The organism is Dactylosporangium sp. NPDC051485, from assembly GCF_040682015.1.
GTDB lineage: Bacteria > Actinomycetota > Actinomycetes > Mycobacteriales > Micromonosporaceae > Dactylosporangium.
Genome location: NZ_JBFAZW010000067.1, coordinates 43,033 through 64,139 on the forward strand (window position 1 = coordinate 43,033; position 21,107 = coordinate 64,139).

A 21,107-nucleotide genomic window follows, 5' to 3' on the forward strand; every position below is an offset into this window, starting at 1 on the left:
CCGCAGGGCCGACGGGCGGCCGCATCACGCGGGTGTCCATCTCCAGGGCCGGGTGGGTACCGGAGCGCTCCGCCGGGCCGCGGCCCAGCAGGCCAGGCCGATCGGCAGCACGCCCCAGCAGGACAGCACCCGGTAGACGAGCACGGCCGCGGCCGCCGGGGCGGTGGCCGCTCCGGCCGCGGTGAGCGCGATGACGAGCGCGGCCTCGATGACGCCGGCCCCGCCGGGCGTGACCGGGACCTGCCGGGCCAGCTGCGCGACGAGATACCCGGTCGCCACCGCCGTCCACGCCACGTCGAGATGCACGGCCTGTACGGCGGCCAGCAGGCACCCCAGGTCCGTGCCCCAGTTGGCGACGGCGATGCCGACGACGGCGACCCACCGCCCCGGTGGCACCGTGCGGGCCAGCCGCAGCGTGTCCCGCAGCCGCCCGCCGGACGGCCCGGCCGCGCCCGCCGCCCGCGGGCGCAGCGCCAGCACCGCGGCACCCCCGGCGAGGACCCACAGCAGCCACGGCGCCTCGATCACCCCGTACAGCACCGCCAGCCCGGCCAGGGACGCCACGCCGGACAGCAGTACGACGGCCCCGGCCGCGGCGTGCCCGGCGCCGCGGTCGCGGAACCGCCTGAAGGCGTACCCGGCGGAGATGGCCGACCCGGCCGGCAGCGCGGCGGCCATGGCCGAGCGCGCGTACGTCAGGGCCAGGGACGCTCCCGCCGGCATCGGCACCCCGAACGCGGCCAGCAGCCGCCGCTGCTGCTCGGAGAACGCCGCCATCGACAACACCGACAGCGCGGCCGCGGCGGCCAGCCACCAGGGCGCCGCGGCGCGCACCGCCAGCCAGGTGGCGGAGGGCAGGTGAGCGCGCAGCCCGGCCACGGCGACGGCGGTCCCCGCGAGGAGCAGCGCCGGGCGCCACCAGCGGGCGGAAGGCCTCATGCCGACCACGATCGGCGGGCCGGGTAAGAGCGGGCCGCGGCGGAGCCTAAGAACCGGGTGAGAAAACCGGCAGCCGGATCGTCAGCACCGTGCCGCGTGGCTCGTTGGGGGCGACGGCCGCGGTGCCACCGTGCTGTGCGGCGGTCTGCGCGACGATGGCCAGCCCCAGCCCGGAGCCGGGCATCGAGCGGGCCGCGGTGGCCCGGTAGAAGCGGTCGAACACGTGCGGCCGGTCGGCCTCGTCGATGCCTGGCCCGGCGTCGGCCACGCGCAGCTCGCAGTACCCGCCGCCGGGCCGCAGGGTGACGGTGACCGTGCCGCCAGGCGGGCTCCACTTGGCGGCGTTGTCCAGGCCGTTGACCACCATCCGCTCCAGCTCCCCGGGGCGGCCCTCGACGGTCACCGGCTCCAGTCCGGCGGCGAAGATCAGGCCCGGGGCGCGGGTGCGCACCCGGGCGACCGCGGCGGCGACCACGCCGGCCAGGTCGACCGGCTCGGCCTCCTCGCGGCTGGTCTCCTCCCGGGCCAGCTCCACGAGCTCGGTGGTGAGCGTGGCCAGCTCCGCCACCTGCGACTCGAGGTCGGCCAGCAGCCGGGCCCGCTCCTGCGGCGGCAGCCGGTGGGCCAGCTCCGGGCGCCGCTCCACCGCCAGCAGCAGCTCCACGTTGGTGCGGATGCTGGTCAGCGGGGTGCGCAGCTCGTGGCCGGCGTCCTCGACCAGGGCCCGCTGGGCCCGCCGGGACGCGTCGATCGCGCCGAGCAGGGTGTTCACCGAGCGGCCCAGCCGGGCGATGTCGTCGTCGGCGCCGGCCACCGGCACCGGATGCGTGAGGTCCAGGGTCGCGGTCACGTCCTCGACGGCCTCGGCGAGCCGCTGCACCGGCACCAGCCCGGCCCGGGCCACCGCCCGGCCGAGCAGCGCCGCCCCGGCGATCCCGGCCGCGCACCCGGCGGCCAGCAGCAGTCCCAGCTGGGCCAGGGTGCGGCGGGCCGGGTCCCGGTCGATGGCCACCTGCACCACGCCGCCGCCGGAGGCCGGGAGGGTCAGCATGAGGTACCCGGCGCCGTCGATCGTCACCGCCTCCCGCGCCGAGGAACGCCGCCCGTCGAGGACCTGCCGGGCCGCGCCGGTCAGCGGCAGGGCGCCGGCGTCGCCGACCGCCCGGCCGTCGGCGTCCACGATCTGCCAGCGCGCGCCGAGGTCGCGCGGCCGCCGGTGCCCCGGCGGCCCGTGCCCCTCGTCCGGCCCGAGGCCGATACCGCCCGGCAGCTGCCCGGCGCTGGCCTTCCACTGCTCCGGCTGGGCGGCGATGGCCTGCGCGTCGACCGTGAGCTGCTGCTCGATCTGCCGCCGCTGGATCCCGGCCACCGCGGCCAGCGCCACCCCCGCCCCGGCCAGCACGGCCACCGCGACCGCCCCGGTCACCAGCAGCGACAGCCGGGCGTGCAGCGTGCGCCGGTGCCACCAGCCGGTCACAGCGGCTCCTCGCGCAGCACGAACCCCACCCCGCGCACCGTGTGCAGCAGGCGGTCCTCGCCCGCGGCCTCCAGCTTGCGGCGCAGATAGCCGAGATAGACGTGGATGCTGTTCGAGGTCTCCCCGAAGTCGTACCCCCACACGTGCTCGAACAGGACCTCCCGGGTGAGCACCTGGCGGGGGTGGCGCAGGAACACCTCCAGGATGGCGAACTCGGTGCGGGTCAGCCGCAGCGGCCGGTCGCCCCGCCACACCTCCCGGGTCTGCGGGTCCAGCCGCAGGCCGGCGAAGGCCAGCAGCCCGGACGCGGCCGCCGGCTCGGCCCGGCCCGGCCCGCTCAGCAGCGACCGGCGCAGCAGCGCCCGGAGCCGGGCCAGCAGCTCCTGCAGCGCGAACGGCTTCACCAGGTAGTCGTCGGCCCCGGCGTCGAGACCGGCGACCCGGTCCCCGACGCTGTCGCGGGCGGTGAGCATGAGCACCGGCACCAGCAGCCCGCCGGCCCGCAGCTCCCGGCAGGCGCTCAGCCCGTCGAGCACCGGCATGCTCACGTCGAGCACCACCGCGTCGGGCGGATCGGCCGCCACCGCGTCGAGCGCCTGCCGGCCGTCGTCCGCGGTCCGCACCTGGTAGCCCTCGAAGCGCAGCGTCCGCGCCAGCGAGTCGCGCACCGCCGCGTCGTCGTCGACCACGAGTATCCGCACGCCGCCTCCGTCGTCCCTGCGCCTGCCCGCTTTTGTTGCCGTGGTGTTCCGCGTCCTCCCCGACCATCGCCGGTCGGGGTGAGAGCCGCCGCGTCGCCGCCCTAAGAGTTTCGTAAGAGGGCCCGGCTCTCACGCAATTCTTATGCGCGCCGCGTGGCGGACCTTCACTGGACGCCTGACCATTGGCACCATCAGCGGCGCCACACCCCGGGCGCCGCCCGACCCTGGAGCCCACGATGAGCGACGACGCCGAGGCCCGTTCGCACCCGGAGGAGCCCCCGCCGGTGTACCACGAGCCCTTCCCGCCCGCGGTCACGACCCCGTCCGCGGCGCCTCCTCCACCGTCCGCGGCGCCCCCGTCTGGCGCCGTGCCCCCGTCTGGCGCGGTGCCTCCACCTGGGGCGGTGTCTCCGCCGTCCGCCGTGCCCCCGTCGGCCGGTGCTCGGCCGCGGGCCGCCTGGCGCGAGACGATGCGCGGCCCGCGCGGACCGATGATCGCCGGCGCCGCGCTGCTCCTCGGCTGTGTGCTCGGCGCCGGCGCGACCGCGGTCGGCGCCGTCGTCGTCGGCTCGATCGGCCACCACGGCCACGGCGGGCCCGGCGGCCACCACGAGCGCTACGACCGCGGCCGCGACGGCGACTGGAACCGCAACGGCCCCGGCGGCCGCCCCGGCAACGGGCCGGCGCGGCGTTACCCGGCCAACCCGGGACCGGCGCAGCCCACCACCCACGCCCCGGCGCCGAGCACCCCGGCCCCGTCCGCCACGTAGGCGGTCCCCTGGACACCGGCCCGTGGGTGAGGCCGCCTCACCCCGGGCCGAGGGACCGTGGCCGCCATGGACCCGGACGCACGGCGGGCCGAGAACGGTGCCGACGCCCAGTGCGCCGACGCCGAGCAGGCCGGCCCCGGCGAGGACGGGGCCGACGCGGCGGCACAGCGGGCGGTCCTCGATGCGCTGCGGCGCGACCCCGAGACATGGCCGAACGACATCGCGGTAGCGGTCCGCCGCGGCGTGGTGACGCTGGCCGGCTGGGTCGACCACGACCGCAAACGGCTCGCCGCGGTCGCCGCCGCGCACCGGGCACTCGGCGCCACGCCGGGCGTGCGGGCCGTGGTCGACGACGTCGGGGTACGCCTGCCCGGGGTGCTGCCCCGCAGCGACGCCGGGATCGCCGCCGCGGCCGTGCGGGCCCTCGCCGAGGCCGAACCGGGCCGCCGGGTCGAGGTGACCGTGACCGACGGCTGGATCACGCTGGCCGGCGACCACGCCCCGGTGCCGCGCCGCCTCCACGACGCCACCCTGCTGTCGCGCCTCTCCGGCGTCAAAGGCGTGACCGACGCCCGCTGACCGGTAGGGCGGACATTTCCTTCCTCCTCGACAAAACGCTGTGACGGCTGAAGGCACCGCCGCAGGAGCGGATGGCGCCACAGCGACGGCCGGCGTTACAGCGACGAGAGGTGGGACAGCGAGCAGCGCCCCCTGTGCCACCACCAATTCCGGCTGTTCCAGGAGGGTCGGAGCGGTGCCCGTAGCCTGGTGCGGCATCGTCGCCACGAGCGGGGTCCGGCTGCCGCGCCCACCAGGAACACTCCCGCGATTCGGTCCGTTCTATCGAGACACGACAATAATCGTGAGTTGCGGCCTGACCGGCGCATTCATCTGCCGATGAGCGCGTATGCACTGCAATGCTCCGCCGGTGGCGCGTTGGGATGGTGCTCGACCTTTCGCAGGCTTCGGCAGAATTGACAGCCGGCCGGACGTCGCAGATGCAAGAACCGGCTGCGATACGCTGCCGTTGAGCGCGGATGGCGGCCGGTTGTTCGACGCGTTGCCGCACTGGCGGGCCGGCGTGACGGCGGCGGTGGTGTTGGTGTGCGACGGCCCGCGCGGGCGTGCCCGGACGCTGCGGCGCTGTCCTTCCGGTCCGGCGGCGCGGGATCGGTGTGGTCGGCGACGACCCGGTCGGTGGGGTGCTCGGCGGGGTGTTCGGCCTGTTCGGGCGGTAGTGTCGGCGGGACCGGGTCGGGCCGCTGATCGTCGGCCGTGGTCACCGGCGGGACGCCACCATGGATGCGGCGTAGCTTCTGGGCGTGCCGTTGAGCAAGGCCCCACGTTCGATGCCGCTCATGTTCCCGGCGGAACTGCTCCGTTGCCGGACAGTAGCGCCGGGACCTGGTGCGGTCACGCATGGCAGCCAATTCCGTGCGACTGAAGAATGACAGCTGCCCCATGTATTGATTATCCCCGAGCCCGCCCGGAGTTACCGCCCCGGACGGTAACGACAATGTCAAATGGTGCACGCTCATGCCGTAGGTGCGGTCACCGTCAGGTCAGGTGCGGGCGATAGAGGACCTCGACGTGCATGATCGCGTCGTCGACCACGTCGAGGATCAGGTAGCCCGGCTTGGAAGGACTCAAGCCGACGTTTCGATGGCCGCGACCGTAAGCTCCGGTTGGTTTTGGAGCAGTGGAGAAACTCTGGCAGAAATCGTCGTCGCAGCCGCACTGCTCCACCACGTGAAGAGTACCGACCTGGTGCGCCAAGTCGTTCTCGCCTTCCTCTCGAAGCGCAGTCGCCAGCTCAGCCGCGAGGTCGGGCCACTGTTCACTCACCAGTGGCCGTTCGTCAGGAATCATCGTCAGCGACGTTATCCGGCCGGCGGTCACCCGTCGTCCGCATGTGCCGCCGTGTGCGCTCAAGTACGACCGCCTTCAAGGCGTGGGTCGCTCCCACCGGTCAGACGATGGCAGGGTTTCACGTCGGCGTGTTGCGCCCGATGTGCTGGTCACGGGGGCCGAGTTCGAGGCCGTGGCGAGGCCGCTGCTGCAGCGGACCGTCGAGCTGACCGAGGCCGCGACCCGAGAGTCGCGCGCCGGCACCGGACACAGGCGAGACTACGGAGCCCGCGCAGGTGTGGGTTCGACGTGATCGGGTTGCTTCGGATTTTTCATCCAACAGGCGAAAAGTCGCGTGAAAAGGGGCCTACGGTGCGAGGCGGAAGGTGCCGACCACCTCGCGCAGCCCCGCCGACATCGCTGCCAGGTCGCCGGCCGCGGCGCGGGTTTCCTCGGCCGCGGCGGTCGTCTCGTCGGAGGAGCGGCGGACCGTGGCGATCCGCGCGGTCACGTCGTCGGTGCCGTCGCTGGCCCGGGCCGCGTCGCCGCTGATCCGGTCGCGTACGCCGCCCTGCTCGGCCACCGCGGCGGCGATCGCCCGCTGTGACTCGGCGATCCGGCCGATAGAGCCGGCGACCAGGGCGAGCGCGTCGGCCGCCCCGGCGCTGTCGCGCTGGATGGCGGTCAGCCGCTGGCCGATGTCCTCGGTAGCGCGGGCGGTCTGGTTGGCGAGCTCCTTGACCTCCCCGGCGACGACGGCGAAGCCCTTGCCCTGCTCGCCGGCGCGGGCCGCCTCGATCGTGGCGTTGAGCGCGAGGAGGTTCGTCTGCTCGGCGATGGCGGTGATCACCCGGGCCACCTCGCCGATGCGGGCCGAGGACTCGCCGAGCTCGACGATCGTGGCGTTGGCCCGTTCGGCGTGGGCGACGGCCTCGGCCACGATGTCGGTGGCCTCCTGCGCGCCGCGGGAGATCTCGCGGATCGAGTCGCGCATCCGGTCGCTGCCCTCGGCGACGGAGCGTACGTCGCCGCCGACCTCCGCCGCGCGGTCCTGGGCGGCGGAGGCGTCGCCGGCGACCCGGCCGGCCCGGGCGGTCAGGTTGGCGCTCACCCCGTCGAGGCGCTGGGAGGCGGTGCCCAGCCGCTCCGCCTCGCCGGCCATGCGCTGCAGGGCGGTGCCGACCCGGTCGATGGTGGTGTTGACCGCGGTACCCATGTCGGCGAGGTCGTCGCGGCCGCGCACCGGCAGCCGGCCGGAGAAGTCGCCGCCGGCCACCTGTTGCAGCATGCGCCGGGTGCGGGTGACCGAGCCGCCGATGGCCCGGGCCACGATGACGGTGGCCGCGGTGACGGCCAGCACGGCCAGCAGCGCCACGAGCAGGATGCTCAGCCGGGTCTGGCGCGACCGGTCGGCGGCGGCGGTGCTCTCCCGGGACGCGGCCGCGTCGATCGCCTCGCTGAGCCGGTCGCCGGTCTCGTCGAAGGCCGCCCACTCCTCGTCGACGGCGGCCAGGGCGTTCGCGTCGACCGTGCCACCGGCCGCCTCGATCGCCGCGGCGCTGGCCAGCACCCGGTCGATGACGGGCAGGAAGCCCTCGGCCAGCTCGCGGTCGGTGGCCGTGTCGACGTGCGCGGCGCGCAGGGCGCCGGCATGCTCGCGCAGCGCCCCGGCGTGGGTGGTGAGCTCGTCCAGGATGCGGGCGCGAGCCTCGGGGCCGGTGGTCGCGGCGAGGATGTTGGCGTCGGCGTACACGACGGCGACCGTGTGCTGGGCGTCGAACACCGTGGCCCGGGTCTGCGCCACCGACAGCGCCGTCGCCGACTGGGTCGTGGCCAGCCCGGCCTGTACGAAGCCGATCCCGCCGACGACGACCGTGGCCACCACGCCCAGCGTGCCGAGGGCGGCCAGCCGCCGCCCGATACTCCACCGCATGCCCACATATCGGCGGGCCGCCGGCGTTATTGAGCGGGACGCTACCGTCACAGGATGAAGGGCTTCGTGCGGCGCATCCGGCAGCGGCTCGGCGTGCGGATGCGCTCGGCGCTGGCCGCATCGGCGGTCGTCGCGGTCGCCTCCGTGCTCACCGGGGTGACGTTCGTGATCGCGGCCCGGTGGATCCTCACGAACAACGTCGACCAGAGCACCGGCGACCGGGCCACCCAGGTCGCCGAGGCGCTCGACGACCCCAGCCGGGCCAGCCTGCGGGCGGTGATGACCCCGTCGGCCCGCGACCGCACCGTCGTGCAGATCGTCGACCCGGCCGGGCGGGTCGTGGTCGCCTCGGCCGCCGTCGCCGGGGCGAGGCCCATCTCCGCGCTGCGCCCGCCCGCGGGGGACACCCGGCGCGAGCAACGCCGGCTCGAAGTGGCGCACAACGAGTACTTCCGCATCACCGCCCTCGGCGTCGACACCGCCGCCGGCCCCCGTACCGTGCTGGTCGCCCAGTCCATCGACGAGATCGACGACGGCACGGAGGCGGCCGTCGGCGCTCTGGCCATCGGGCTGCCGCTGCTGACCGTCATCGTCGGCCTGGCCACGTTCCTGTTCGTCGGGCGCACCCTGCGGCCGGTCGACGCGATGCGCCGCCAGGCCGACACGATCACCGGCCGCAGCCTGCACACCCGGCTGCCGGTGCCGCCGACCGCGGACGAGGTCGCCGCCCTGGCCACCACCATGAACACGATGCTCGACCGGATCGAGGCGGCCACCGCGGCCCAGCACCGCTTCGTCGCCGACGCCTCGCACGAGCTGCGCAGCCCCCTGGCCACCATCCACGCCGGGCTCGACCTGCTCGCCGCGGCCGACCTGCCCCCGTCCGCGGGCGCGCACGTGACCCGGATGCACCGGGAGAGCGAGCGGATGGCCCGGCTCATCGCCGACCTGCTCCTGCTGGCCCGCGTCGACGAGAAGGGGCTGCAGCTGCGCCGCGAGGACGTCGACCTCGACGACCTGGTGTACGCCGAGCGCGAGCGCCTCGCCGCCCAGCGTCCGGACCTGCGCGTCACCGTGGGGGTCGTCCCGGTCCGGGTCAGCGGCGACGCCCACCACCTGCAGCGCGTCCTGCGCAACCTGCTGGACAACGCCGCCGCCCACACGAAGGGCAACGTCGAGATGACCGTGAGAGCCTTCGACGGTACCGCGGAAATCGCCGTCGCCGACGACGGCCCCGGCATCCCCGAGGCGGAGCGGGAGCGCATCTTCGACCGTTTCGTCCGGCTCGACGACGACCGGTCCCGCTCCAGCGGCGGCACCGGGCTCGGCCTGGCGATCGCCCACGACATCGTCACCGCCCACGGGGGCACCCTGACCGCCGAGGCCGCCCCGTCCGGCGGCGCGCTGATGCGCATCCACCTGCCCGGCTGACCGGGGTGGCAGCGTGGGCGCCGCGGCCTGGACGGCGGGGAGGCCGCGGCCCTGGACGAGCTGCGCCACGAGCTGGACCGGGTGGTGGCGGCCGTTCTGGCGGTTCGCGACCGGATGGGCTGAGCATCGAAGGGAAATCCATGGCGGTCGCCGGGAGCGGCGGTTAGGGTCGGCCAGGAAGGCGTTTGCACCGTCACGGGGGAGATCGACACATGTCTCGGATCGGCACCAACTCGCGCACCATGCCGGTTCCGCCGTCGATCCCTTCCGGAGGCAACGCTTGTTCCGCCTGCTCGCCCGCGCCGTCGACCCGTTCCAGGACGAGGTAACCGGGGGCGCGGTGGCCGCCCCGCCGGCCGCCGTACCGCGATATCTGTGGCATGCCCTGCGCCCGGTCCGGGCCGTGGTCGCGGCCAGCCTCGCGCTCTGCGTGCTCTGCGCCGCCGTCGACGTCTGGCTGGTCGCCTACGCCGGACGCCTACTCGACCTGCTCGCCGCTGCGCGCCCGGAGACGTTCTGGGCCGAGCACGGCCGCGAACTGCTCGGCGCCGCCGCCCTCGTGCTGCTCGTGCGTCCCCTCGTGCACCTGGCCCGCGAGTCGCTCGACGACATCGCCCTGAGGCCCAACGCGCTGACGCTGAGCACCTGGCGCGCCCACCGTCACGTGTCGCGCCAGCCCGTCGGCTGGTTCCGCCGCGACTTCGCCGGCCGGATCGCCACCTGGGTCCGCGACGGCGGGGCCGCCGCGACGACCTGCATCTACACCACGGTCCACGCGCTGGCCTACCTCGTCGCGTTCATCGCCGGCTCGGCCTGGCTCATGGCCGACGCCGACCCCCGGCTGCTGGTGCCGCTCGCCGGATGGCTCGCCTGCTACCTGGGCCTGATGTGGTACGTCATCCCGCGCTACCGCCGCGCATCGGCCGCACAGCAGGACACGAGCTCCGCCCTGACCGGCCTGCTCGTCGACGCCTACGCCAACGTCGACACCCTGGCCCTGCTCGCCGACCGTGAGGCCGAGGAGCGCACCGCCCGCACGGTCTTCGCCGACGCCCGCCGCGCCCACCTCGGCGTCCAGCGGCTCGAGGTCACCATGAACGCCGCCCTGTACGCCCTCGGCGGCGTTCTGCTCGTCGGCCTCGTCGGCTACGGCGTCCTGCTCTGGCAGACCGGCGCCGCCCCGCTCGGCCTGGTCGCCGCCGCCCTCGCCCTGAGCCTGCGGATCATGTCCCTCGCCGAGTGGCTGCTGGACGCCGTCTCGGCCCTGTTCGGCGCGGTCGGCGCCCTGCGCCAGTCCCTCGCCACCGTGGCCCAGCCCATCGAGGCCGCCGACCGTGCCGACGCCACCACCCTGTCGGTCACCGGCGGCGCCATCGCGTTCACGGCCGTCAGCCACCACTACGGCAACGGCGCCGGCGGCCTGGACCGCCTGACCCTGCGCATCGCCCCCGGCGAGCGGGTCGGCCTGGTCGGCCGCTCCGGCGCCGGCAAGTCCACCCTGGTCAACCTGCTGCTGCGGTTCTACGAGCCGGAGTCGGGCACGATCGAGATCGACGGCCAGGACATCTCGGCGGTGACCCAGGAGAGCCTGCGCCGCCGCATCGCCATGGTCACCCAGGAGACCACCCTGCTGCACCGCTCGGTCCGCGAGAACATCGGCGCCGGGGAGCTGCCCGGCATCGCGGCCGCCGCCCGCGCGGCCGCCGCCGAGGACTTCATCGCCACCCTGCGCGACCCCGAGGGACGCCGCGGCTACGACGCCCGCGTCGGCGAGCGCGGCGTGCGCCTGTCCGGCGGCCAGCGCCAGCGCATCGCCCTGGCCCGGGCCCTGCACCGCGACGCCCCGATCCTCATCCTGGACGAGGCCACCTCGGCCCTGGACTCGCAGACCGAGGCCGTCATCCAGGAGTCCCTGGAGCGCGTGATGTCCGGCCGCACGGTCCTGGCCGTCGCGCACCGCCTGTCCACCCTCGCCCGCATGGACCGCATCGTGGTCCTGGACGCCGGCCGCATCGTCGCCGAGGGCACCCACGACGAGCTGCTGTCCCGGGAAGGCCTGTACGCCACCCTGTGGTCCCACCAGTCCGGCGGCTTCCTGGGCGAACACTGACCGGCCCCCGCCGCGGGGGACTACGTCCTGTGCTCGTCGCGTCCGGCCTGGCCCGGCTGGCGGACGGACATCGGCAGGTGCCGCCGGCGCATGATCTCGACGCGCAGCCTGCGCAGGGCGGCCTCCTGCGGCGAGCCGGGGATCCATTCGTGGCCGGCGAGCAGCTCGACGGCCCGGGCCATGCCGCCCGGGTCGCCCTTGAGGATGGCGTCGTACAGCCCCTCGCCGAGCAGGTCCGGCTGGGCGATCGACACGATGACCAGGTCGTCGGTGACCGTCGCGACGGCGTCCGGGTGCAGCGCGAAGGGCAGCAGCCGCCCGACGAGGTCGGTGCTCAGCGCCGCGATGTCGCGCCGCAGGCACCGCACCAGCAGCGCGGCGGCCGGGGGTGGCAGGACGTGCGGGGTGTCCTGCAGCAGATCACCGATCGCGGCGTACCGGTCGGCGGACAGCGGCTGGTCGTTGACGTACGCGTGGACGAGGTGCTCGTGGATCGCGGCGTGGGCCTCGGCGAGCGGGGCCGCGCCGTTCCAGGCCGCGTGGCCGGCGCGCACCCAGGCCTCGGTGGCGATGTCGCCGGTCAGCCGGGCCTCGCCGTAGGCGCGGCGGGCGCCGGCGCGCCAGTCGTGCCCGCCGATCGCCCGGGCCGCGACGATACGGCCCCCGGGCGCGGCCGCCCCCGGTTCGAGGGCCCAGGCGCAGTCGAACGCGTCGAGCACCGCGCCCCAGTCGGCCGGCGACAGCATGGCCCGCCAGGTGCGCACCATGGAGCTCCACCAGCGCTGCGGGTCCGGATGCCCGGGCGGCACGAGGTCGGCGATGTCCACGCCGCCGGCCTCCCCGCCGATCAGCACGCGCAGCGTCACGAGGTTCACGAAGTACGTCGCCACGCGCGTCAGCTCGTCGGTCCCGGACGGGTTGTAGGCGGCGAGCCGCTGGTGCTCCGACAGCAGCCGGTCGACGTCGTCGCCCAGCAGCTCGTGGACCGCCTCGGCCAGCGCCTGCCGGTCGAGCTCAGCCCGGTCGGCCCACATCTCCTGGATGAACGACAGCATCCGGGGCCCCTTCAGCAGGGGCTGGTGCCCGAGCAGCGCGCGCAGCTCGCTGTTGTCGACCGGGAACATCGGCCGGCGCCCGCGGGCCCGGTGCCGGACGGCCGCGAGCTCGCAGAGCATGGCGACGGTCCGCTGCGCGATGAGGAACTCGCCGAACGTCGCATGGAGGAACTCGTACATCCGCGGCGGCTGCGTCCGGCCGCCGCGCTCGGCCCATTCCGACGACGGGGCGTGGACGAAGAAGAACCGGCCGATGATGTCGGCGGCCGCGTCGATCGGCTCGTCCAGCTCGCCCCCGCCCCCGGCGGCACCCCGGCGCTGCGGCTGGGGCTCCAGCACCGCGACGTCGTGGTTGAGCTCCCGCTCGGAGATGTGCTGGCGGCCGCGGTTGAACATGCCGAAGGCGGCGATGGCGAGGTGGCCCCGGCGCAGCTCCATCAGGTTGCCGAGGTCCCGGTGGTGGGGCGAGGTGAGCTCCTTGTCGACCTCGCGGTGCACGAACGCGCCGACGAGCTGGTCGTAGAGCTGGGCGGCCGAGCGCGCCTGGGTGCCGAGCGCGGCGTTGCCCTGGTCGGCCGAGTACAGGGCGAGCATGAGCAGCAGCAGCGGCTGGCGGGCGAGGTCGCCGGCCCGCGCCACGTCGGCCAGGTGCAGCGGCGCGAACCGGTCGGCGCCGGCGTTGGTCCGGTTCCACGCGTCCAGCCAGGTGCCGACCCGCCGGTCGTCGAAGTCCTCGAGCTTGACCACGAGCGTCCCCGGGGGCAGAGCCAGCCGGTCGGCGACCACGGTGCGCGAGGTCACCACGGCCGCGACCGGCCGGCCGTACTCCGCCTCGATCTGCTGGAAGCTCGCGACCCAGGACAGGTACCGCGACTGCGAGGCGCCGCTGGCGAGCATCAGCTCGTCGAGGCCGTCGAGCAGCACCACCCGGGTGGAGGCGGCGTCGTCGTCGGCGAGGTCGGTCCACCGCATCCGCCGGTTGGTCAGCTGGTCCAGCCGCTGCTGCACCTGGTCGCCGACGGAGCCGAACGCGTCGACGTAGCGCAGCGGCACCCAGACCGGGGTGAAGGCGGCCGGTAGCCGCGCGGCCAGGACCGAGGTCAGCAGCGACTTGCCCGACCCGGGATGGCCGAGGATGAGCAGGGGCCGGCTCAGGCTCTCCGCGGAGGCCAGGTGCCCGCTGAGGAACAGGTCGAGGTCCTCGTGCAGTGGCTGCTGCGCCCACCAGGTCTCGTCGGCGATGCGGGCCTGGGCGTCCGCGACGCAGCAGCGGTACGCCGGGGTCACGTAGATGTCCCGCACGTCCGGGAGCCGCAGGCTGCCGGCCCACCAGGCGTCCTCGGTCGGGAGCACGGGCCGGCGCAGGACCTTGGCGTGCAGGTCCCGGATCAGGCGCTGCGGCGGGGAGCCGGCGGCCGCGTCCAGCCCGGGCGCCCCGGTCGCCCGGGACAGCAGCGCCTCGACCCGGGCCAGCGCCCTGGCGCTGGCGTCGGCCTGCGGCATCGGCATCACCATCCGGTGCAGGCTGCCGGCCGCCGCCTCGCCGAGCAGCTCCCAGTACCCGAACTCGGGGACCTGCGCGGCCAGCCGGCCGTAGTCCTCGGTGTAGGCGTGCACCGTCGCGACCAGGATTGTGTCGGTGGCGAAGGTGAACCCGCGCAGCTGGCGTTCTCCCTCGGCCACCCCGTTGAGCAGCGCACCCGAGAGCTGGGCCATGGTGATGCAGCGCGGCACGACCCCCTCGGCGAGGTTGGCCGCGAATCCGCGGCCGGCCCACGGCATGGGGATGTCCAGGTCGAGCAGCGGGCCCACCGGCTCCTCGAAGGCCGGCCGGGCGCCCCGGCGCCGGGCATCGTCGAGCGTCTTGTGCAGGGCCGGGCGCAGCTTGTCCACCCACGGTCCGGCCGTGCGCTGCAGGACGCCGAGGAACGCGTTGAGCACGAGGAGGGTGTGCGCGGCGCGGGCCAGCTCGTGCCGCGGCATCCCGGAGGTGCCGGCCGTCTGCCCGCACAGCGCGCTGACGGCCTGCCGGGTGAGGCCGAGCCCGTCGGTCCTGACGTCGATGAGATTCAGCAGGCCCGTGTAGCTGCCGCCGGCCGGGCCGGCGATCAACCCGTCGAGCAGGGAGTTCATCCGGGTCAGCCAGCCGGAGTTGACCTTGCCGAGGGTGAGGAGCGCACCGCGCAACGTCGGCGGACCCTCGACCGGCATCGATCGAGTGTATCGAGCGGCTACGCCGGGTTGAGGTCGGGCTGGGCACCGCCCAGGCCGGACGCGTCGTGCGGCTCCTCGCGCCGTCCAGCGCTCAGAAGCCGGCGGCGGGACGCGGCCAGGGTCACGGCGACGGCGTTGGCGGACACGACGACGGCGATGCCGATCCAGACGTGGGCCGTGGGGACCTGGCCGAGCACGACCGCGCCGGCCAGCGCCGCGAAGACCGGGTGCACGCTCTGCAACAGCCCGAAGAAACGCGGCGGGATGCGGCGCAGCGCCACCAGATCGGCCGCGTACGGCACCACGGAGCACAGCATGCCCGCGCCGATCGCCCAGCCGATCCCGACCAGGGTGAAGCGGTGGTGCAGCGCCATGACGAGGGCGACCGGGACGTAGAGGGCGGCCGAGACGGTGGTGGCCGCGGCCGGGGCCTGCAGGCCGGGCAGCCGGGCGCCGACCAGGCGGTTGAGCAGGATGTAGGCGGCCCAGCAGGCGGCGGCGAGCAGGCCCAGGGCCACGCCCGCGTAGTCGCTGCCCGGGCCGGGCAGCACCAGCACGTAGACGCCGGCGCCGGCGAGCAGGGCGCAGGCCAGGTCGGCGCCGGTGCGGGAGCCGGCCAGGGCCACGGCGAGGGGGCCCAGGAACTCCAGGGTCACCGCCAGGCCGAGGCCCACCCGGTCGACGGCCGCGTACACGCTCAGGTTCATGGTGGCGAAGACCAGGCCGAGCAGCAGGGTGGGCCACCACTGCGACCACGTGAAGCGGCGCAGGTTGGGGCGGGCCACCGGCAGCAGCACGGCGGCGGCGACGAACTGCCGCACGGCGACCACGCCGGCCGGGCCGATCGCGGGGAACGCCAAGGCGCCGAGGGCGGCGCCGGCCTGGTTGCCGGCGGCGGAGGCGAGCATCGTGGCGAGGGCGAGCCTGAGTTTCACGACGCCAGTCTGGGCTGGTGGGAGGCCCCGGAGAAATGCGGCGGACGGAAGATCCATACGCTGGACGCATGGATCTGGAGCTGCGGCAGCTGCGCGCGTTCGTGGCCGTCGTCGACGCCGGGACGTTCACCGACGCGGCGGCGGCGCTGGGGCTCTCGCAGGCGGCGGTGTCGCGGTCGGTGGCCGGGCTCGAGGCGGCGCTCGGCGTGCGGCTGCTCGCCCGCACCACCCGCCAGGTGCGCCTCACCGCGGCCGGCACGCAGGCCCTGGCCCGGGCCCGGGCGGTGCTGGACGAGGTGGCGCACCTGCGGCGGGCGGTCGAGCGGGCGCACACCGAGCTGCGCGTCGGCTACGCCTGGGCGGCGATGGGCAAGCACACCCGGCGGGTGCAGCGGGCCTGGGCTGCGGCGCATCCCGCGGTACCGCTGGTCTTCGTCCAGTCCAACACCCCCAACGCCGGGCTGGGCGACGGCCGCGCGGACGTGGCCGTGATCCGCCGGGCGGTCGAGGACCCGCGCTTCGGCACGGCGCTGCTCGGGGTGGAGACCCGGTGCGCGGCGGTGGCCACCGACAACGCCCTGGCCCGGCGCCGCTCGGTGCGGCTGGAGGACCTCACGCGGTACACGATGGCCATCGACGCCCGGACGGGGACGACGACCCTGGACCTGTGGCCGCCCGGGGGCGGGCCGGCGACCGTGCGCCGCACCGGCGGCGTGGACGAGTGGCTCACCCTCATCGCCGCCGGGCAGGCGGTCGGGCTCACCTCGGAGGCGACCGCCAACCAGAACCCGCGGCCCGGTGTGGCGTACCGCCGGGTCCGCGACGCCCCGCCGATCCACGTGTGGCTGGCGTGGTGGCGCGACGACCCGCCCGCCGGTCTGGACGACCTCATCGCCCTGATCAGGACCGCCTACGGGCACTCACTAGACTCCGGCGCATGAGTGTGGACCGCCTGGCGATCCTGCACGCGATGCAGCGCGAGGCCGAGGTCGGCGAGCAGACTCTGGCGCCGAACAGCTACCTCGTCCTCGTCGCGCCGGACGAGCACCCGCACGTGGCCGGGCACGCCCCGGCGCTCGCGGCCGCACAGGCCGACTGGCTGCAGGAGCAGGGCTGGGCGGTGCGCGACGCAGTCGTCGTCGACGTGCAGCCCGACGAGGAGGTGCCGTCGGGGGAGGTACGGGTCCGGGCCGACGTGCGGCGGGCCCGCACGCGCCGGGGCGACGAGGCCGGGCGGGGCATCGGGCTGCTGCTGGGCGACGGGCGCCGCTACACCATGCAGTCGGGCACGACGGTCATCGGCCGCGGGCGGCAGGCGGACCTGCGGCTGCGCGACGAGGGGGTGTCGCGGATGCACGCGCGGCTGCAGTACGACGGCCGGGCCCTCACCGTCGCGGACCTCGGCTCGACGAACGGGACGACCGTCAACGACCGGCCGGTGAGCGGCGCGGTGCAGGTCACGCCCGGCGACACGATCGGGATCGGCGCCGTGACCCTCACGGTCGAGCCATGAGCCGCCGCCTGCTGCCGGTCGCGGCGCTGCTGGCGCTGGTGGCGGGCTGCCACGGTACACCCGCGGCACCCGAGACGCCGATGAGCTCGCCGACCGTGGCGTCCGTCGACGGCCCGGTCGCCTTCCACGTGCGCCTCGGCGCCGGCCAGCGGCTCACCACCCAAACGCCCGGCGCGGACGGCTGCCCGGCCGTGGCCGTGACCGTCACGCTCGGCCAGGGGCGCCTCGTGCGGCTCGTCGCCTTCGCCACCACCTGCGAGGCCATCGGCGACAACGCCCGCCCCGGCAACGGCCGCCACGGCGTCTTCCGCACCGCCGACGACATCCCGGCGCAGCGCCGCGACGGGGCGAGCACCGTGCAGACCGCGCTCGGGACGGCGACGATCTTCACGCAGCCGTACTTCGAGTGCACCAACTCCTGCAAGAACTTCACCGAGCCGGTCGCGGTCATCGCCCTCGACCACCCCGCCGACCCCGGCGTCAAGGCGCTCACCGCCGTCGCCGAGAAGGGCGCGGTCGACCGCGACGCCCTCACCGCCCTGCTGCGCGACCAGCTGACGGCGTGAGCTCGCGCCCGCATGCGACGACGTGCCGGGAGACGGTGAGGCCGGCCCGGGCGTAGACGCCGGGGGTGCCGGTCGGGCTGTCGGCGCCGGCGTCGAGGGCGGCGCCGCCGGACGCGTACGGGCGGCGGTGGAGGGCGGGCAGCGACCCACCATAGGCTTGGTCCCGTGGTACCGCTGAGCATTGTCCGGGGCGACGCGACCAGCCCCCAGGCCGCCGGCCGGAAGATCATCGCGCATGTGTGCAACGACCTGGGCGGTTGGGGCAAGGGCTTCGTCCTCGCGATCTCGCGGCGCTGGCCGGAGCCGGAGCGGGCGTACCGGCGCTGGCACCGGGAGCGGGCCGGCAACGACTTCGGGCTCGGGGCCGTCCAGCTGGTGCAGGTCCGCCCGGACACCTGGGTGGCGAACATGGTGGCCCAGCACGGGATGCGGACCGGCAGCAACGGGCCGCCGATCCGGTACGACGCCGTCGCCACGGCCCTTGCCGCCCTCGCCGGCCACGCGGCCGAGCTGTCCGCCTCCGTGCACATGCCGCGCATCGGCTGCGGCCTGGCGGGCGGCCGCTGGGAGCGCATCGAGCCGCTCGTCACGGCCGCCCTGTGCGAGCGTGACGTCGCCACGACCGTCTACGACTACTCCTGACACGAACGAGCCGCTCGACGCCGGCACCGGCGGCCGTGTGGCAGCCGGTCCAGCGGTGCTGGTCGGCGTCGTTGTCCGGGTGGGCCACGGCACGGGAGCCGGGTCGCATGAAGCGGCGGGCTCGGGGAACGTGGCCGAGATGGAGACGGTGGAGCGGGCCCGGCGGGCGCTGGGCGGGACCGGGGTGTGGGTCAACGTGCTGCAGCGGGAGCCGGTGGCGGCCCAGCGCGTGGCGGTGGCGCGGATCGAGGAGCTCGGGTACGGCTCCGTCTGGACCGGCGAGGTGGTGGGCGGCAACGACATCTTCGCCCAGGAGGCGGTCTGGCTGGCCGCGACCTCGCGGATCGCGGCCGGGACCGGCATCGCCAACATCTGGGCCCGCCACCCGGGGACGGCCCGGGCGGCCGCGGCGCTGCTCGGCGACGCGTGGCCCGGCCGGTTCCTGCTCGGCCTCGGGGTCAGCCACGCGCCGATGGTGGAGCACTACGACAAGCCGCTGCAGCGGATGCGCGAGTACCTCGACGGCCTCGGCGACCCGCCGCCCGGCGTGCCGGTGGTCCTCGCCGCGCTGCGCCCGCGGATGCTGGAGCTGGCCCGGGAGCGGGCCGGCGGCGCGCTCCCGTACTTCGTGCCGCCCGAGCACACCGCCGCCGCCCGGGCCGCGCTCGGCCCCGACCGGCTGCTCATCCCCGAGCAGGCGGTCGTGGTCGAGGCGGACCCGGCGGCGGCCCGGGCCGTCGCCCGCGAGCACACCGTGGGCTACCTGCAGCTGCCCAACTACGTCAACAACCTCAAGGAGCTGGGCTTCACCGCCGAGGACCTGACCGGCGCGGGCAGCGACCGGCTCGTCGACGCCATCGTGGCGTGGGGCACGCCGGAGGCGATCGCGCAGCGGGTCCGGGCGCACCGCGACGCCGGCGCCGACCACGTGCTCGTGCAGCCGCTCGGCGGCGGGGCGCCCGGCGCGCTGCGCCAGCTCGAGGCGCTGTCCCCGCTGCTCACGAAGGAGGGGTGAGCCCGGCCGTGGGATCGGGGCGCGGCGAGTCCGGGTCGCCCATCATGTACTGCGCGTACCAGTCCGGCCAGCCCTCGTCGTAGTGGCCCAGGGTCTTCTCGTGCTCGCCGTGCGCGGCCGCCGCCCGGCGCAGGGCGGCGGCCAGCTCCTCGGCGGAGCCGAAACGCAGCTCGGTCATCGGCCCGGGGCCCGGACCTTGACCTCCTGCACGACCCAGCCGTTGCCGTCCGGGTCGCTGAACGAGGCGAACGAGCCGTAGTCCTGCCGGTCCGGGTGCGGGCCCGGGACCCGGAACTCGGTGCCGGCGTGGTGGAAGACCCCGTAGGCGTCATGGAAGATCTCGCTCACCTCGACGCCGCGGGCGAGGAGCTCCTCGCGGGCCTTCTCGATGTTGTCCACCACCAGGTGCAGGCCCTGCACCGAGCCGGGCGCGGCGGTGGTGAGCCGCTCGCCGAAGATCACCGACGCCTCCGAGCCGGGCGGGGTGAGCTGGATGACCCGCAGGCCGTCCGGGGCGACGAAGTCGGCGTCCAGGCGCCAGCCGAGCCCTCCGTAGAAGTGCTTCGCCCGCTCGACGTCGGCGACGGGCAGTACCAGTACCTCGAGTTTCATGTCCACGCCGCAACGATCGCGCGTCCGCAGGTGCCTTCGCCCCAGGGAAAGTCCCTGGTTCACCCCGCCCGGGACCGCAACTCCCGCCGCGACGTCACCCCGAGCTTGCCGAAGACCTTCCGCAGGTGCCATTCGACGGTGCGGGCGGACAGGAACAGCTCGGCCCCGATCTCCGGGTTGGTGTGCCCGGCCGCGGCGAGCCGTGCGATCTGGGCCTCCTGCGGGGTGAGCTCGTCGCGGGTCTGCGGCACCCGCCGCCGGGCCGTCTCGCCGGTGGCCGCCAGCTCCCGGCGGGCCCGCTCGGCGAACCCCTCCGCACCGGCCGCCGCGAACGCCTCGTGCGCGGCCCGCAGCTCGGCCCGGGCGTCGACGCGGCGCTGCTCGCGGCGCAACCATTCGCCGTACAGCAGGCGGGTCCGGGCCAGCGGCAGCGCGAGCCGGCCGTTGTCCAGCCGCGCGATCGCCTCCCGGAAGTCGTCCTCGGGCGCCGTGCCCACCAGGGCCCGCCCCCGGGCCGCGACCCCGAGCGCCCAGTCGCCCCCGGCCGCGCGGGCCCGCTCCTCGAGCCGCGCGAGGTGCTCGTGTGCCGTCTGTGCCGCACCGGTACGGCAGGCAGCCTCCACCACCTCCTCCAACGCCAGGTTGAGCAGCCCGAGGTCGTCGTGCCCGGCCGCGGCGAGCCCGGCGGCGAGGGCGGCCGGATAGCCGCCGAGCCCGGCCTGCAGCACGGCCCGCGCGTGCTCGCCCGCGGCGAGCAGCCGCCCCTCCCCGCGCGCGGTGGCCTCCTTGACGGCGGCGTCGATGACCTCGCCCGCCTCGACGGGCCGCCCCCGGCAGGCGGCCAGCAGCAGCACCGCCCCCGCGTGCGGCCGCCGCCCGGCCGCCGCGATCGTGTCCGCCTCGGCGAGGAGCCCGGCCGCGTCGGCGAGCTCCCCGGCGAGCACGTGCGCCACCGCCCGCTGCCCGAGCGCCTCGGGCAGCACCCGCAGCGCCCCGGCCGCCCGCGCCTGCGCCACGGCCCGCCCGGCGATGTCCGCGAGTCCCTCGTCGTCCCATGCGTCGAGCGCGCCGGCCGCCGCCACCCCGAGCCACCGGGCCTCGGCGTCCCGGGCCGCGCGGCGCAGGGCACCGGCGGCGGCGGGGTGGCCCCCGGGTGAACCGCAGGACGAGCGCGTCGAGCAGCGGCACCGCGGTCGGGTCGCCCGGCGGACCGGCGGGGTCGGCGTTGCCGAGGCGGCCGGCGGCGATGGTGGCGCCGAATGCCTCCAGGTGGGCCTCGCGGGCGTCGGCCGGGTCGCCCGGCGGGGCGGCGGGGTCCGCGGTGATGGCGGCGCCGAATGCCTCCA

19 protein-coding genes are annotated in these 21,107 nt (G+C 75.6%); 9 read left to right on the forward strand and 10 right to left on the reverse strand.

All coding sequences use genetic code 11. The features are described 5' to 3' along the window. Nucleotides 1–24: 24 nt before the first annotated feature. Genes AB0M46_RS32170 through AB0M46_RS32180 form a run of 3 tightly spaced genes read right to left on the reverse strand, consistent with a single transcriptional unit; the run spans nt 25 to nt 3,117 of the window. Complete coding sequence (locus AB0M46_RS32170) at nt 25–939, reverse strand: YbhN family protein (protein WP_363342161.1); 915 nt, start codon at nt 937–939, stop codon at nt 25–27. Nucleotides 940–985: 46 nt separating this feature from the next. Continuing rightward, entirely contained in the window at nt 986–2,416 is a 1,431-nt protein-coding gene (locus AB0M46_RS32175) for a HAMP domain-containing sensor histidine kinase (protein ID WP_363342163.1), read from the reverse strand. Next, complete coding sequence (locus AB0M46_RS32180; protein ID WP_363342165.1) at nt 2,413–3,117, reverse strand: response regulator transcription factor; 705 nt, start codon at nt 3,115–3,117, stop codon at nt 2,413–2,415. The genes AB0M46_RS32175 and AB0M46_RS32180 overlap by 4 nt, the downstream gene beginning before the upstream one ends. 236 nt (nt 3,118–3,353) lie before the next feature. Here AB0M46_RS32180 and AB0M46_RS32185 point away from each other — a divergent pair, with 236 nt between their 5' ends. Beyond that, complete coding sequence (locus tag AB0M46_RS32185; RefSeq protein WP_363342167.1) at nt 3,354–3,887, forward strand: hypothetical protein; 534 nt, start codon at nt 3,354–3,356, stop codon at nt 3,885–3,887. Nucleotides 3,888–3,953: 66 nt separating this feature from the next. Next, nucleotides 3,954–4,466, forward strand: coding sequence for a BON domain-containing protein (locus tag AB0M46_RS32190; protein ID WP_363342169.1), 513 nt, complete (start codon nt 3,954–3,956; stop codon nt 4,464–4,466). Between the two features lie 978 nt (nt 4,467–5,444). Here AB0M46_RS32190 and AB0M46_RS32195 read toward each other — a convergent pair. Further along, complete coding sequence (locus tag AB0M46_RS32195) at nt 5,445–5,756, reverse strand: hypothetical protein (RefSeq protein WP_363342171.1); 312 nt, start codon at nt 5,754–5,756, stop codon at nt 5,445–5,447. 346 nt (nt 5,757–6,102) lie between these two features. Continuing rightward, the gene (locus AB0M46_RS32200; RefSeq protein ID WP_363342173.1) at nt 6,103–7,668 is read right to left on the reverse strand and encodes a methyl-accepting chemotaxis protein; all 1,566 of its coding nucleotides are present in this window, start codon (nt 7,666–7,668) and stop codon (nt 6,103–6,105) included. 54 nt (nt 7,669–7,722) lie between these two features. Between AB0M46_RS32200 and AB0M46_RS32205 the strand changes: the two genes are divergently transcribed. Both AB0M46_RS32205 and AB0M46_RS32210 read left to right on the forward strand, forming a co-directional pair. Continuing rightward, the gene (locus AB0M46_RS32205) at nt 7,723–9,099 is read left to right on the forward strand and encodes a HAMP domain-containing sensor histidine kinase (protein WP_363342175.1); all 1,377 of its coding nucleotides are present in this window, start codon (nt 7,723–7,725) and stop codon (nt 9,097–9,099) included. A gap of 280 nt (nt 9,100–9,379) precedes the next feature. Continuing rightward, nucleotides 9,380–11,209 (forward strand): ABC transporter ATP-binding protein, encoded by a 1,830-nt coding sequence (locus AB0M46_RS32210; protein ID WP_363342177.1) that lies wholly within the window; start codon nt 9,380–9,382, stop codon nt 11,207–11,209. 20 nt (nt 11,210–11,229) lie between these two features. Here the strand turns inward: AB0M46_RS32210 and AB0M46_RS32215 are convergent, their stop codons facing one another. Together AB0M46_RS32215 and AB0M46_RS32220 are read right to left on the reverse strand one after the other, a co-directional pair. Continuing rightward, nucleotides 11,230–14,475, reverse strand: a complete 3,246-nt coding sequence (locus tag AB0M46_RS32215; RefSeq protein WP_363342179.1) for an ATP-binding protein — start codon at nt 14,473–14,475, stop codon at nt 11,230–11,232. A 20-nt stretch (nt 14,476–14,495) separates the two neighbouring features. Beyond that, complete coding sequence (locus AB0M46_RS32220; RefSeq protein ID WP_363342181.1) at nt 14,496–15,413, reverse strand: EamA family transporter; 918 nt, start codon at nt 15,411–15,413, stop codon at nt 14,496–14,498. A gap of 68 nt (nt 15,414–15,481) precedes the next feature. Between AB0M46_RS32220 and AB0M46_RS32225 the strand changes: the two genes are divergently transcribed. The 5 genes from AB0M46_RS32225 (at nt 15,482) to AB0M46_RS32245 (ending at nt 19,149) form a co-directional block, all read left to right on the forward strand. Next, nucleotides 15,482–16,354, forward strand: coding sequence for a LysR family transcriptional regulator (locus AB0M46_RS32225; RefSeq protein ID WP_363342183.1), 873 nt, complete (start codon nt 15,482–15,484; stop codon nt 16,352–16,354). Next, nucleotides 16,351–16,926 (forward strand): FhaA domain-containing protein, encoded by a 576-nt coding sequence (locus tag AB0M46_RS32230; RefSeq protein WP_363342185.1) that lies wholly within the window; start codon nt 16,351–16,353, stop codon nt 16,924–16,926. The genes AB0M46_RS32225 and AB0M46_RS32230 overlap by 4 nt, the downstream gene beginning before the upstream one ends. Then, nucleotides 16,923–17,492 carry a hypothetical protein gene (locus AB0M46_RS32235; protein ID WP_363342187.1) on the forward strand — a complete coding sequence of 190 codons (570 nt, stop codon included), beginning with the start codon at nt 16,923–16,925 and terminating at the stop codon, nt 17,490–17,492. The genes AB0M46_RS32230 and AB0M46_RS32235 overlap by 4 nt, the downstream gene beginning before the upstream one ends. 165 nt (nt 17,493–17,657) lie before the next feature. Then, nucleotides 17,658–18,134 carry an Appr-1-p processing protein gene (locus AB0M46_RS32240; protein WP_363342189.1) on the forward strand — a complete coding sequence of 159 codons (477 nt, stop codon included), beginning with the start codon at nt 17,658–17,660 and terminating at the stop codon, nt 18,132–18,134. Nucleotides 18,135–18,273: 139 nt separating this feature from the next. Further along, complete coding sequence (locus AB0M46_RS32245) at nt 18,274–19,149, forward strand: TIGR03620 family F420-dependent LLM class oxidoreductase (RefSeq protein ID WP_363342190.1); 876 nt, start codon at nt 18,274–18,276, stop codon at nt 19,147–19,149. Here AB0M46_RS32245 and AB0M46_RS32250 read toward each other — a convergent pair. The 3 genes from AB0M46_RS32250 to AB0M46_RS32260 all read right to left on the reverse strand — a co-directional run. Next, the gene (locus AB0M46_RS32250; RefSeq protein ID WP_363342192.1) at nt 19,133–19,327 is read right to left on the reverse strand and encodes a hypothetical protein; all 195 of its coding nucleotides are present in this window, start codon (nt 19,325–19,327) and stop codon (nt 19,133–19,135) included. The genes AB0M46_RS32245 and AB0M46_RS32250 overlap by 17 nt on opposite strands. Beyond that, nucleotides 19,324–19,761: a VOC family protein gene (locus tag AB0M46_RS32255; protein ID WP_363342200.1), complete on the reverse strand. Its 438-nt coding sequence runs from the start codon at nt 19,759–19,761 to the stop codon at nt 19,324–19,326. Before AB0M46_RS32255 ends, AB0M46_RS32250 begins: the two co-directional genes overlap by 4 nt. A gap of 59 nt (nt 19,762–19,820) precedes the next feature. Beyond that, nucleotides 19,821–21,107 (reverse strand): helix-turn-helix transcriptional regulator (locus AB0M46_RS32260; protein WP_363342194.1); only part of this gene is annotated, 1,287 nt, incomplete at its 5' end.

Coding starts and splice junctions, on each gene's coding strand:
- AB0M46_RS32185 (WP_363342167.1), top strand. CDS start 3,354: ATGAGCGACGACGCCGAGGCCCGTTCGCACCCGGAGGAGCCCCCGCCG.
- AB0M46_RS32170 (WP_363342161.1), bottom strand. CDS start 939: ATGAGGCCTTCCGCCCGCTGGTGGCGCCCGGCGCTGCTCCTCGCGGGG.
- AB0M46_RS32235 (WP_363342187.1), top strand. CDS start 16,923: ATGAGCCGCCGCCTGCTGCCGGTCGCGGCGCTGCTGGCGCTGGTGGCG.
- AB0M46_RS32195 (WP_363342171.1), bottom strand. CDS start 5,756: ATGATTCCTGACGAACGGCCACTGGTGAGTGAACAGTGGCCCGACCTC.
- AB0M46_RS32200 (WP_363342173.1), bottom strand. CDS start 7,668: ATGCGGTGGAGTATCGGGCGGCGGCTGGCCGCCCTCGGCACGCTGGGC.
- AB0M46_RS32245 (WP_363342190.1), top strand. CDS start 18,274: ATGGAGACGGTGGAGCGGGCCCGGCGGGCGCTGGGCGGGACCGGGGTG.
- AB0M46_RS32215 (WP_363342179.1), bottom strand. CDS start 14,475: ATGCCGGTCGAGGGTCCGCCGACGTTGCGCGGTGCGCTCCTCACCCTC.
- AB0M46_RS32255 (WP_363342200.1), bottom strand. CDS start 19,761: ATGAAACTCGAGGTACTGGTACTGCCCGTCGCCGACGTCGAGCGGGCG.
- AB0M46_RS32190 (WP_363342169.1), top strand. CDS start 3,954: ATGGACCCGGACGCACGGCGGGCCGAGAACGGTGCCGACGCCCAGTGC.
- AB0M46_RS32230 (WP_363342185.1), top strand. CDS start 16,351: ATGAGTGTGGACCGCCTGGCGATCCTGCACGCGATGCAGCGCGAGGCC.
- AB0M46_RS32205 (WP_363342175.1), top strand. CDS start 7,723: ATGAAGGGCTTCGTGCGGCGCATCCGGCAGCGGCTCGGCGTGCGGATG.
- AB0M46_RS32250 (WP_363342192.1), bottom strand. CDS start 19,327: ATGACCGAGCTGCGTTTCGGCTCCGCCGAGGAGCTGGCCGCCGCCCTG.
- AB0M46_RS32225 (WP_363342183.1), top strand. CDS start 15,482: ATGGATCTGGAGCTGCGGCAGCTGCGCGCGTTCGTGGCCGTCGTCGAC.